This window comes from Sphingobacterium sp. UBA5670 (assembly GCF_002420705.1).
In the GTDB taxonomy this organism is placed as follows: domain Bacteria; phylum Bacteroidota; class Bacteroidia; order Sphingobacteriales; family Sphingobacteriaceae; genus Sphingobacterium.
This window is the reverse complement of the sequence record NZ_DIIM01000032.1, coordinates 13,680-26,179: the sequence shown is the minus strand read 5'-3', so window position 1 is coordinate 26,179 and position 12,500 is coordinate 13,680. Positions and strand designations below refer to the sequence as shown.

General features: G+C 39.2%; 9 protein-coding genes and 1 pseudogene. 4 read left to right on the top strand and 6 right to left on the bottom strand.

All coding sequences use genetic code 11. The features are described 5' to 3' along the window. The first annotated feature begins 20 nt into the window (after positions 1–20). Positions 21–1,736, top strand: a complete 1,716-nt coding sequence (locus B3C94_RS22600) for a hypothetical protein (RefSeq protein WP_293908040.1) — start codon at positions 21–23, stop codon at positions 1,734–1,736. Between the two features lie 165 nt (positions 1,737–1,901). Here the strand turns inward: B3C94_RS22600 and msrB are convergent, their stop codons facing one another. The 3 genes and pseudogenes from msrB to dxs all read right to left on the bottom strand — a co-directional run bounded on the left by msrB (position 1,902) and on the right by dxs (position 5,081). Then, the gene (msrB, locus tag B3C94_RS23485) at positions 1,902–2,321 is read right to left on the bottom strand and encodes a peptide-methionine (R)-S-oxide reductase MsrB (protein WP_343556205.1); all 420 of its coding nucleotides are present in this window, start codon (positions 2,319–2,321) and stop codon (positions 1,902–1,904) included. A 108-nt stretch (positions 2,322–2,429) separates the two neighbouring features. Beyond that, positions 2,430–2,897, bottom strand: a pseudogene (gene msrA, locus B3C94_RS23480) (peptide-methionine (S)-S-oxide reductase MsrA); the annotation flags it as partial. A gap of 249 nt (positions 2,898–3,146) precedes the next feature. Then, entirely contained in the window at positions 3,147–5,081 is a 1,935-nt protein-coding gene (gene dxs, locus B3C94_RS22590) for a 1-deoxy-D-xylulose-5-phosphate synthase (RefSeq protein WP_349679152.1), read from the bottom strand. A gap of 58 nt (positions 5,082–5,139) precedes the next feature. Between dxs and B3C94_RS22585 the strand changes: the two genes are divergently transcribed. Both B3C94_RS22585 and B3C94_RS22580 read left to right on the top strand, forming a co-directional pair. Beyond that, positions 5,140–6,555 carry a PLP-dependent aminotransferase family protein gene (locus B3C94_RS22585; protein ID WP_293908036.1) on the top strand — a complete coding sequence of 472 codons (1,416 nt, stop codon included), beginning with the start codon at positions 5,140–5,142 and terminating at the stop codon, positions 6,553–6,555. Positions 6,556–6,642: 87 nt separating this feature from the next. Further along, positions 6,643–7,158: an N-acetyltransferase gene (locus B3C94_RS22580; protein ID WP_293908034.1), complete on the top strand. Its 516-nt coding sequence runs from the start codon at positions 6,643–6,645 to the stop codon at positions 7,156–7,158. Positions 7,159–7,564: 406 nt separating this feature from the next. Here the strand turns inward: B3C94_RS22580 and B3C94_RS22575 are convergent, their stop codons facing one another. Continuing rightward, positions 7,565–7,966 (bottom strand): helix-turn-helix domain-containing protein, encoded by a 402-nt coding sequence (locus B3C94_RS22575; protein ID WP_293908032.1) that lies wholly within the window; start codon positions 7,964–7,966, stop codon positions 7,565–7,567. 515 nt (positions 7,967–8,481) lie between these two features. Here B3C94_RS22575 and B3C94_RS22570 point away from each other — a divergent pair. Next, positions 8,482–8,811 (top strand): YegP family protein, encoded by a 330-nt coding sequence (locus tag B3C94_RS22570; RefSeq protein ID WP_293908031.1) that lies wholly within the window; start codon positions 8,482–8,484, stop codon positions 8,809–8,811. Between the two features lie 59 nt (positions 8,812–8,870). On the opposite strand, the gene B3C94_RS22565 is transcribed toward B3C94_RS22570, so the two are convergent. Both B3C94_RS22565 and B3C94_RS22560 read right to left on the bottom strand, forming a co-directional pair. Beyond that, entirely contained in the window at positions 8,871–10,991 is a 2,121-nt protein-coding gene (locus B3C94_RS22565; RefSeq protein WP_293908030.1) for an ATP-binding protein, read from the bottom strand. Between the two features lie 161 nt (positions 10,992–11,152). After that, positions 11,153–12,466 (bottom strand): sensor histidine kinase, encoded by a 1,314-nt coding sequence (locus B3C94_RS22560; RefSeq protein ID WP_293908029.1) that lies wholly within the window; start codon positions 12,464–12,466, stop codon positions 11,153–11,155. Positions 12,467–12,500: the final 34 nt, after the last annotated feature.

Below are 12,500 nucleotides of genomic sequence, written 5' to 3'. Positions count from 1 at the left end.
TAGGTTCATAAATTGAACTTATGAAAAAAATCTTGATACTCTTTTTGGTATTGCTTTCCGCTAGAAGTTATTCCCAGACGCTTACACCATATGAGCAAGGCAATGGTAATCAGACGACAACTTTTGATCAAATGCGTCGATACTATCAGGGATTGGCAGATCAATACGCATCTATCAGTTATGAATCAAAGGGGCAAGATGATAACAATAAGCCAATCGAGGTAGTTATATTTAATCCTTCAGGAAAGACTTTGGAGGAGTCGAGAAAAGAGAAGTGTATTTTATTTGTCAATAATGGCATTCATCCTGGAGAGCCAGATGGGATCGACGCGACTATGATGCTTATGAGAGATTTAGCAACAGGAAAAATAAAACCGCCCAAAAATGTAATTGTCGTTGCGCTCGCGAGTTATAATGTCAGTGGAATGTTGAATAGAGGTAGTTTTTCAAGGGCCAATCAAAATGGTCCTGAGGAGTATGGTTTCCGAGGAAATGCTAGGAATTACGACTTAAATAGAGATTTTATCAAAACGGACACTAAAAACTCACGCAGTTTCCAGCAGATTTTTCACTGGATCAAACCTGATGTTTTTATTGATAACCATGTCAGCAACGGTGCAGATTATCAATACACATTCACGTATATTTCAACAAATAAAGAACGTTTGGGAAACCTTTTGGGAAACTACTTTAACAGCCAAATGCAGAAAACCTTGCTAAAGGATCTTCAGGGAAAAGGATTTATTTCTGTTCCCTATGTTAACATCCATAATGACGTTCCTGATGGTGGATTTCCAGCTTTTATGGACTCACCGAGATACGCAACAGGTTATACCAGTTTATTTAATGTAATTGGAACAGTTGTAGAAACGCACATGTTGAAGCCTTATAAAGAACGGGTCAAAGCGACTTATGATTACATGGTATGTAATCTTAATTTTATGGAGCAGAATTACAACGTCATCAAGCAGAAGAGAACAGACAACCTGGATCAATATAAAATAGGGAACAAATACGCTATTGGTTGGAAGCTTGATTCTTCAAAGTATGAAACGATGGACTTTAAAGGCTTTGAAGCAAAATATAAACCGAGTGATGTTTCTTCCAAAGATAGATTGTGGTATGATAGGGAAGCAAAATTTTCAAAGCAAGTTAAACTGTACAATACGTATACGCCAACAAAAGAAATCACTATTCCAAAGTACTATGTCATACCGCAGTCCGAATGGAAAATTATTGATCTATTAAAGCTCAACCAAATCAAATTGTTACCTATCAATAAGGATACTATTATTACGGTGGAACAATACAGGATTAAGGATTTCAAGACAACGTCAAGCCCCTATGAGGGACATTATTTGCATTTTGATACCGACCTTCTTCGGGAAGTTAACAAGGTCAAATTTAGCGCTGGCGATTTTTTAGTGCCATTGAATCAAGAAGGCGTCAAATTTTTGCTGGAAACCTTAGAACCTGAAGCTATTGATTCCTATTTCAACTGGAATTTCTTTGATGCAATCTTAGGCCAGAAAGAGTATTATTCAGCTTATGTTTTTGAAGACACGGCAGCTAAGCTTCTAAAAGAGGATAAAGAATTAAGAGCTGCATTTGAAAGAGAAAAAATGACCAATCCTAAATTTGCCGAAAATGGAAAAGCACAGTTGGACTGGATATACAGACATTCTCCTTATTATGAGGGATCTCATCTTCTTTATCCTATTTGTCGCATCAATTGATAATTATTTTTTTGATAGAACCGTATAGTGGGGCTGTTATTTTGCAAATATGTCCAATGTGAGGCCGATGCAGAGTATAACTATTGAGTATGTTGTAAAGCCTAATATTAAGACTATGAATGCTTTGAAATAATTGATGCGCCCCCGTAAGGAGGCGCTATTTAGCTATTTTTTTACCAATAAGGGGATGTACTTTTCGTAGCCCTCTGCTTTCATCTTATCTTTTGGAACAAAACGTAGCGAAGCACTGTTGATACAGTAGCGCAAACCTCCTTTGTCGGCTGGTCCATCATTAAAAACGTGACCGAGATGAGCGTCTCCAGTTTTACTCCGTACTTCAGTTCTTCGCATTCCGTAAGAGTTGTCCGATAGTTCCTGAATCAGGCTATCACTAATCGGTTTAGAGAAACTGGGCCAGCCACAGCCAGATTCAAATTTATCTGTGGACACAAATAAGGGTTCTCCTGTCGTAACATCGACATATATCCCTTCCCTGAATTCATCATTGTATTCATTGTCGAATGCGCGCTCAGTTGCACCGTTTTGTGTGACATTATATTGTAATGGTGTTAACTCCTTCTTCAAGGTCTCCTTGTCTGCTTTTTTAAATGATTTTTCAGAATTCGATGTCGTCTTTTCTGGATTCGCCTTTCGGGCAAGTTCAAATAGATCCGGACTTATATGACAATAGCCACCCGGGTTTTTGTCCAGGTATTTTTGATGGTAAGCCTCTGCATCATAGTAGTTCTGTAAAGGTTCTACTTCGACAACTATTTTGCCCGAATATTGACCCGCCAATTTTGCGATCTGTTCTTTGATGATAGCGGCATCTTCCACATTATTGTAATAGATACCTGTACGGTACTGCGTGCCTATATCATTACCTTGTTTATTGACTGAGGTTGGGTCAATAGTTTTGAAGAAAAGGTCAACGAGCAGCCTGAGGTCTACAGCCTGAGGATCGTAACTTACCTTTACTGTTTCTGCAAATCCAGTATTTCCTGTAGAAACTTGTGTGTAAGAGGGATTCTGAAGATTTCCATTGGCGTAGCCAACTTCGGTTGCAGTAACACCCCGAACTTGTTTAAAGAAATGTTCTGTTCCCCAGAAGCAGCCTCCTGCAAAATAGATGACATGATCTTTTTGATGTGTTGTATTCATAGTATTTTGTGTTGACGATTTTAAATCTTTTCCTTTTTGTGAAAAACAAACCTTGCTAATCAGAAATAGACCGATGGCTATAGCAAGGAGGATAACTAAGTGTTTCATAAGATGAATTGCTAAGCGAAAGAAACATAATTGTTTCTTTATATTAGTGAACAAACACCGTACCTTTCTAAGCTGTTTCGCTCGGTGATGTCAGCAGTTAGTAAATCTTAGTACTCTTTTTACAATTGAAAGACGAAGTAGTTAAACTAAACCCGGATACTGACAAAAAGACCACTCATAAAACTGTCTTATTGCCGCGATTATAGCCTCCTTGTCATAACCATAGAATCTATGAAGTTCTTCTTGGGTCCCCTGGACTGCAAAAGTATCAGATAGACCCAGTCTTTTTAAACTAGCCTTATAGCCATGATCCACCATAAATTCCATGATAGCGCTTCCCACGCCACCTGCTGTACATCCATCCTCTACCGTAATGACATAAGGATATGTTTGGAACACTTCATGTAAGAGTTGTTCGTCGAGGGGTTTAAAGAACCTTAAATCATAATGAGCAATAGATATTCCTTCGTTGAGCAAGTCGCTGCAGGCTTCCCTAGCATATTGGCCGACCGGGCCGAGAGAAAGTATTGCAATGTCTTTACCAGCACAGAGTTTTCTTCCTTTTCCGATTTCAAGTTTGGTGAATCTATTGGTATCCTGATCCTGAATGCCAAAACCTTTTGGGTAGCGGATTGCAAATGGTCCGTCAACAGGGGCGGCCTGTGCGGTAAATAGTAAGTTCCTAAAATCCGTCAGTGTCATTGGGGAAGCACCCACGATATTGGGTATGCAACGGAGAAAAGCAATATCAAATGCACCCTGGTGGGTGGGGCCATCAGGACCGACCACGCCAGCTCTGTCAATACAGAGCACAACCTGTAATTTTTGCAATGCGACATCATGGATCAGCTGATCGTATGCACGCTGTAAAAATGTCGAATAGATCACACAGAAAGGCAGCAATCCATCGGTGGCAAGACCAGCAGAAAAAGTAACAGCGTGCTGTTCGCAGATACCAACGTCAAAAACACGATGGGGCATCGCTTGTTTCATTGAGGTCAACTTACTGCCCGAGAGCATGGCTGGACTAATGGCCACGATACGGTTATTGCTCTGGGCCAATTGGGTCAGCGTTTCCCCAAATACCTCCTGAAATGTGTTCCTATAAAGCAGAGAAGACTTGTTTTCTAAACGCATGCCCGTCAGCTTATCGAATTTTCCGGTTGCATGCCACAGTTCTTTGTTTAGCATTGCTGGCGCAAAGCCTTTTCCTTTCTGTGTTACACAGTGTAATATTTTGGGCCCGGGGATCTGTTTTAGCTGTTCGAATACTTTGATTAATTTGGGAAGATTATGGCCATCAATCGGTCCAAAATAGCGGATATTTAAAGCTTCGAAAATATTGCTCGAAGCAAGTAAGCCCGTCTTCATAAGTTTTTCTAATTTTCGGATTGCAGCGATAGACCAGCCTGCCCGCTGTTTATCGGTCGACAAGAGCTTTTTAAGGTGAGCTTTTAATTTATTATAAGCATGCCCGGATATTAGGTCAACCAGATAGTTCTGCAACGCCCCGGTACCGGCATCAATAGACATATTGTTGTCATTTAAAATAATAAGTACGTTGGGCTGTTGGAATCCTATATTATTTAAGGCTTCGAACGCCAGACCAGCCGTCAATGCACCGTCGCCAATCACAGCGATATGCTGACGATTGTGGTCCCCTCTATAGCTGGCAGCACATGCCATACCCAAAATTGCAGAAAGAGAAGTTGATGAATGACCGGTGCCGAAGGCGTCAAATTCATTTTCTTCCATGGAAGGAAATCCGCTGATACCTCCAAAAAGCCTATTCGAGTGAAAGAGGGGAGCTCTTCCTGTTAGTAATTTATGTACATAAGCTTGATGCCCTACGTCCCAGATCAATTTGTCTTTAGGAGTGTTAAATACGTAATGCAACGCGATGGTAAGCTCCACAACACCAAGGCTTGAACTAAAGTGACCACCATACATAGCGATATGGTCAATTAAAAAAGTGCGTAGATCCTGGCTCAATTGCGGTAATACATGGGGTGGAAGCTTCCGTAATTCTTCAGGGTTGTTTATTGGATAATTACCTGTCATTTCTTTTTTGTACAAATTTAGATTGATTAGATTTGTGGTACAGGTACAGTATATGTAAAAGTGATCAATACAGATGAAGAGTTACAAATTTGAAATCTTTACACAAACAATCGAGAAAAATATCAGATCGGGCACCTATAAGCCCGGTCAAAAGCTGCCTTCGGTACGTGAATTGAAGGATTACTATGGATTTAGTATGAGTACAATACAAGCTGGCTATGAATACCTTGTGATTCGTGGTTTGGTAGAAAGTGTTCCAAAATCCGGATACTACGTCAGCACGAAGAGTGAAACAGTGATCGAAACCGGTCGGATTACACATCGGCCAGTAGTGAGAGATGCTGTCTTTGAACAGGGGATTGGTCTGACAACTTCCTCTCGAGGAGTCCGTCATTTTTCGGAATTTAACGTTGCTGCACCGGGAGATCTTCTTATCCCTCAAAAATTGCTGCTTCGAACTATGCAGCAAGTCATTCGGGAAGAGGGGGCCAGATTATTGCGCTATTATCCATCCAATGGTTCGCTGCAATTGAAAGAAAACATTGTCAGACGTGCCGCCTCACATCAGATGTCGTTGCATCCAGATGAATTGCTGATTACAGATGGTGCTTTGCAAGCTTTATATATTGCTTTAGCCTCTGTATGTGAATGTGGCGACGTAGTCGCAGTGGAAAGCCCATGTGTTTTTTCTGTCTTGGAAGTCATTCGGGTGCTAAAACTACGTGTCATTGAAATTCCTGTTTTAAGTAATGATGGATTTGATATAGACTTTTTTAGCCAAGCCTGTCAGGGCAATGTGCTGAAAGCAGTAGTCCTTACACCCAACTTTCATAATCCAACAGGTATTTTACTTTCAGACGAACAGAAAGTAGCTTTACTGGCGATCGCTTATCGATATAACATTGCTGTTATTGAGAATGATATCTATGGTGACCTAAATTTTCAAGGCAATAGGCCGTCTACGATAAAACAATTTGATGAAAGTGGACTGGTGATGACATTTTCGTCTTATTCAAAAACACTGGCACCTGGTATTCGACTAGGCTGGTTGAGTACGGGGAGATTTCTGAAAGATGCCGAGCAGATTAAGTTTGCATTGGGAAGCACAGTTTCACCTTTGAATCAGGAAACGGTAAACCGTCTGATTGGCAACAGTAGTTATGATCGGCATATTCGATCGCTACGGATGCAATTGGCGAAAAATGCTTATCAGGCTATCAATCTTATTACTTCCAGTTTCCCCGAAAAAACCAAGGTTATTGCACCAGCGGGAGGTTATAATCTTTGGGTGAAGATGCCAGGAATTATAAATATGAACGATTTTTACACGCAGTGCGAAAGAATTGGAGCAAGGTTTACTCCAGGATATACATTCTCTTTTTCGTATACCTTCGAACACTATTTCAGAATGGTCATCGCAGACAAATTCTCTGATAAACGTGTAAAAGCTATTGAGCTTGTTGGCCAGTATTTAAGTGGTATTATTTAGCATCTGTATCGATGGTAAATACAGAATGTGTATCGAATAATAGTCATGTAAAGGATTTACATTTGAGCTCTAAATGTAGATGCAAATATGAATATAATCACAAAATTTACAGTCGCAACAGAACAAGGCATTGAAGCACTGTTGACGCTCACCAAAACATTGGCCGTACAAAAATTCGCTCGACTATTGAAACCCGTTGAATTGGAACACTACATTATTGAAAACTTTAATGCGCAAACCCTCGTCAGCGAAATAAACAGTATGTCAAATCAATGGTTGGTGGTCTACGTTGACGACCAACCTATAGGATATGCAAGAATTACGTCAAAAGGCAAGAAACCGATTGCTGTCGAAGGTAAACGCGCCATCCGGGTGGCGGACTTTGGTGTTTGTCAACATCAAGCTCAACAGCAAATAATGACATCATTAATTGATAAATGTCTTACAGTATGCAGTACTTACGAAGCGATTTGGATTAATGAACCCGTAGGAAGTTCCTTCACAGGACTTTTTGAACAGAAAGGTTTTATCAGGCAGCCGGAAATGAGTCGATTCGATGAGTTGCCGTTGGAATCAGCCATATATCTTAAGATCAATTTATAAACAAACAAAAAACGCACGCCATTAGTGCGTTTTTTGTTTAGTTATGGATATGCTAGTATTAAAATTTACAATTTGAGCTATTGAAAAGAAGATATTGACATGATTTCTGCCTTAATAGCTTATGGTAGAAAGCTATTTTATAACCTGCTTTAAACTTACTTCATGAATAAGTTATTAATGATGATCTACTGTCTATTGCTAAGTACAATTGCATTCGGGCAAGAATCCGAAGAGACAAGCTAGACAATATTGTGCAATATTTTAGTGAAACTAAAACTGCAATCAAAAGTGGTTTTGAATTGTGGGGCAGGTATCTATATGATAATATATCGCGCCTGATTAGTATGGAAGCGAGATTAGAATGGGATTTCCGAGCTGAATCTTTGTTGTTTTCAGACAAATCGTATCAGATATAATCCAGTGAGTTTAATGCTCTGAATTTTCGTGGACTAAGGCCTGTATGCTTTTTTACAAACCTTGTCAACGAAGCAGATGAACTAAAACCATATTGAGATGTCAAATCTTTAATTGGAATTTCAGTAGAAGCTAACTTTTTGGCAATCTCACTTGCTACAATATCTTTAGCGATCACGCTTGGAGGTGCCTCATTGATCGAAACAGTTAATCGATGTAAAGCGATTCTGGATACCTCTAGCTTTTTCAAATAAAATTGGAGATCCCAATGATACTGAGGATATTGATAGATGAGATTTTTAAATTCTTCTAGGATTCGTTGTCTTGCTACTAATTCCGAATTTTGATCCAATTGATTTAAGGTTTCTTGTTGTTTTATTATGTCGTTTTTCATGTTTTAAAAAATCGCTCTATTGCCGTTCTACATTGCACGGCCTTTATAATTTGGTTAGGGTGTTTAATCATTCTTATTGAATGAACCAAAATTAGCGTATTAATTTCATAGTGTACTTTTCGAAATTAATCAATCGCTTTTTAAAATTATAACTTTTTATGATTGACGATATAAAATTGATGCGTTAATGATCAGAAGCTGTGCTTTTACTGCCATTTGGTCTGAGGTTTTTTTGTTTTTATTCCATTATTATTCTTTGTAAAATAGGTGTTTATGTTTATTAAGTGTACTAAATATTTAAGTTTCAAATTGCATTGCTATAACTTTAGGTTATACCTTATTCATTGTCAATCTAAGCTTGGTGATCACACGATCAAAAGGAGAATCCATTCCATTACAAGATATACTAACTCGAAAAAATTAGGTCGATGAAATACTGCCCAGCTTAGGGTGGTATTATCTTTAGTATGGAAGTTAATTCCAATAACCACGTATTTATTTAATTAATTGAGAAAATGGGTAAATTTGAAGTAAAAACAAGAAAAAATGGAGAATTCCAGTTTAATTTAAAAGCTGGAAACGGACAGGTAATTTTAAACAGTGAAGGTTATACAACTAAAGCTAACTGTTTGAATGGAATTGAATCTGTTAAAAAGAATGCTCAGGATGACAATAAATTTGATCGTAAAACTTCCACGAATGGCAAGCATTACTTCAATCTCAAAGCCACCAACGGCCAGATTATTGGAACTAGTGAGATGTATGAAAGCGCAAGTGGCATGGAGAATGGCATAGAATCTGTCAAGAAGAACGCACCCGATGCTGCAGTTGAGGAAATAGCTTAAAGAGCATAGCTTATAATTTGATAAGCAAAGAGCCGGATAAAAATCCGGCTCTTTTTAGTCTATTTTTCTGCTATTGGTAGAGGAATGGAGAACCAGAAGCTGCTACCTTTACCTATAGTACTATCGACACCAATCTCACCAGCGTGTTTTTTTATAATCTCAGCGGAGATGTAAAGCCCTAGTCCAAGGCCTGAATAGGATTTACCCTCATGATTGGCCCGGTAATATCTATCGAATATAAAAGGCTGTACAGCTGGATTAATACCTTCGCCTTTGTCTACAACGGTTATTTTTATTCGATCTTGCAATTGTTCAACGACAATATTGATTTCTTTTGATTCTGGGGCGTACTTAACCGCATTGTTGACAAAATTGACAAGAACCTGTTCTAGTCGTTGTTCGTCTGCAAAGATATCAGCATCAAGATCCCCAGAAATGGTGACTTGATGGTTGCCTTGAGATATAATATTGTGACAACTCGACGTAAGTATCTTGGATGCTTTGAAAGTTGTCTTTTCAAGATGGAGCTGACCCTCACTGATTCGATGCATATTCAGTAGATCGTCAACAAGTGTAACAATTTTTTTTATATTGACAGCGGACTGATCGATAAGCCTTGTAATAACTTCACTTCCCGTTTTGTCTTTGAATCGTTCCAGGAGTTGAATAGTGCCTTTTAGGCCTGTAACAGGAGTTTTTAATTCATGACTAGCAATACCAAGGAAGTCATCTTTTTGAGTTTCATAATTTTTCCTTTTTGTAATATCTGCAACTACGCCGATGAGGTGGGTTGCATTACCTTCTGCATCGTATTTGGGAAGGCCAGAGGCATTGATCCAGTGAAGAGATCCATCCGGCCAACGGATAAGATATTCAGCATGATAGGTTGTTCTGTTTTGGATTGCTTCCTGAACTTTACTGTAAACCATTTCGCGATGCTCAGGAATAATGCTTTGCATAAGGTCTTCATAATCAAATCGATCTTTTTTAGTGAGGCCGAAATTTAGTTTGCAGGTCTCAGAGGAATCCATTTTTCCCGTTCTGATATCGCGGTTGTAAGAGCCAAGTTCACCAGCTTTTAGTGCAATTTCTAACTGATGATTAAGCGCCTCGAGATGCTCGTTTCTTTTAATACGTTCAGTAACTTCATTTGCGATAACAATAATAGATTCGGTGTCACCTTCATCATTTTTCAAAGGCTCATAAGTGAAATCAAAGTAATGCTCGCCTATGACACCTTTTGACTCAAGCTTTGCATAAGCGGTGTCTCCAATATAGTTTTGGCCTGTTGTAAAAACGTTGTCCAATATCCCAAAATAGGGTTGTCCTTGCAATTCGGGAAGTGCCTGAGCGAGTGGTTTACCAATGACAGCTTCAGTCTTACGCCAGAGTTTGAGCATCATATCGTTGGCTACTTCGATATATAAATCACGGCCCGTCAAAATAGCAAAAGCGATGGGAGCTTTATCTATAAAGGATCTGAATCGACGTTCGCTCTTTTTGAGGTTTTTGTTGAGTAGAACTGTCAAATCATAGGATTTATTCAGTTGACTATTGGTACGATAGAGTTCGTCATTGGCAAGTTCCATCTCATCGTTAAGCTCGAGGAGCCGTTGTTGCATGGTCGCCATGGTAATATTAAGTCCCTCGAGCTCGTCAATTTTATCTATGGAAGAGCTCCGAAGCTCAATTTGATCCATTGCTGTCTGCGCCAGACCTTCCAATACCTGTCGGTCACTGTGCGTGAAGGTGCGTGGATGCTTGTCGATAACACATAACGATCCGATCATAAATCCATCGTGAGTAATGAGTGGAGCACCTGCGTAAAATCGCACGCCAAAATCACCTATTACGTTTGGATTGTCTAGTAGTATGTCCTCCTTCAGGGTGTCTTCGAAAACAGTTACTTCCTTGTTTAGAATAGCCAGACTACATAAGCTTGTCCCACGATTCGTTTCTTTGGTAGCCCCCATGCCAATATTTGCTTTGAAATAGACAGATTCAGCGTCGACCAACGATAATAACGCAATAGGGGCATTAAATATTTGTGTGGCTAATTTTGCTATCCCATCGAAGCTAGCTTCGGATGGGGTACCGGTAATTTTATAACGTCTGAGTGCTTTCAGTCGGTCATGTTCATTTTTTGGCAAAATATCCATTCCAAACGTATTCTCTATCATAGTAACCGTGTAATTCTTTTCATAAAGATAAAGTTTTAATTACAAAAGCAGTGATGCTTTTTTTCCTATTTCATCTTTGAAAAAAGGTTTAACATGGATTATACAAGCCATGAGAGAGGGCAGTGCTTGTTTCCTTTAAATGCTAGCCGATCAGTTTTGTGCTAGCAGCACGTAGGTTCTTCTACCTTGACCTGGGGCGTATTGCTTGGGCAGGAAGGTAAGCCCACGCTAAAAACTGAGCCCTTGTTGGGCGTGCTCTGGATGTTCACAACACCCTTGTTCCGTTCAATAAGATCCTTGCATAGAACAAGACCTACACCTGACCCAGGTTCGGCTTCTGTACCAAAGGACTTTTGCTGAATCTCGTTAAATAATAAGGCTGATTTAGCGGGGGGGATGCCTATTCCTTCATCCTGAATATGGATATGTGTATAGTGGTCGTCTGTGCTAGCATAGATGTTGATATTTCCATTAGCATAACTGAATTTAATTGCATTACTGATTAAGTTGCGTAAAATAATTATTGTATGGTCTCTATTGGCAATTATTTGGGTCTCAGTAGGTATATTTATATTGATTTTTAGCTGTTTAGATTGCGTGTTCTCCATAAATCCTTTAATGATCTGCTGGATCATTGGGTTGATTAATAGTGCCGACGCCTTGGTGTCCATTCCCTGCATGCTGCTGCTGCCCCATTGCAATAGGTCATCCAATGCTTGATTCTGCTGCCTAATCTGCTGATAGATTTGTTGAATGTATTCCTGTGAGGTGGTACTGTCAAGCATTTGGTTACGAAACATGAATACCAATGCCTCAAGGTTGGCAAAAGGACTTTTAATGTCGTGCGCAATAATTGAAAATATTTTTTCTTTGTCTCGATTTAAGGATTCTAAATGACGACGTTGACGTTCGATCTTTTTCATATTCTTATAAATGATATCGAGAAAGAAGTTGACCGCAACAACTATAAAAGCAAGTGCATTGATAATGTTGAAAACAGACCTGGACCGAGGGACTTGTTGATTTGGAGGAAAAATATCGGGGAGCAGATATAAAAGCGAAATCAGGAAAGCTACAGTGAGACAAAGTAGAATATGAATCTTTCGGTTGTCATACATCAGCATGGAGACAATCAATGTGCACAGTAAAAAGTATTCGCCCCCATTTTTATAGAGCAGAGCCCCTAAGAAGAAAAATACAGAATTGCTTGTCAGCAGTGTGGCCTTAGCAATAGGGTGTTTTCCATAATATTGAAGTAAAAGGACGGTAAAAGCACATATTGAATTGGAAAAATTAATTGCCGATAGAATATAGCGTTTATCAATAAGATTGAGTATTGAGAAGAAAATTGTAGGAAATAAACATAATAGTGCAATCAGGTTTATCATATAGACGCGTTTGAAATCGATGTACGACATCTCGGGATGTGCGCCAATATGGGAAAAAAAATTCCAATACTTACGAAAATGATTCATAGGGACGTGTCTGAATTTGCTTATAATTTCTGAA

Bases quoted from the DNA above. Each gene is read 5' to 3' on its own strand.
- B3C94_RS22600 (WP_293908040.1), top strand. From the start codon at position 21: ATGAAAAAAATCTTGATACTCTTTTTGGTATTGCTTTCCGCTAGAAGT.
- B3C94_RS22570 (WP_293908031.1), top strand. From the start codon at position 8,482: ATGGGTAAATTTGAAGTAAAAACAAGAAAAAATGGAGAATTCCAGTTT.
- B3C94_RS22585 (WP_293908036.1), top strand. From the start codon at position 5,140: ATGAAGAGTTACAAATTTGAAATCTTTACACAAACAATCGAGAAAAAT.
- B3C94_RS22565 (WP_293908030.1), bottom strand. From the start codon at position 10,991: ATGATAGAGAATACGTTTGGAATGGATATTTTGCCAAAAAATGAACAT.
- B3C94_RS22560 (WP_293908029.1), bottom strand. From the start codon at position 12,466: ATGAATCATTTTCGTAAGTATTGGAATTTTTTTTCCCATATTGGCGCA.
- B3C94_RS22575 (WP_293908032.1), bottom strand. From the start codon at position 7,966: ATGAAAAACGACATAATAAAACAACAAGAAACCTTAAATCAATTGGAT.
- B3C94_RS22580 (WP_293908034.1), top strand. From the start codon at position 6,643: ATGAATATAATCACAAAATTTACAGTCGCAACAGAACAAGGCATTGAA.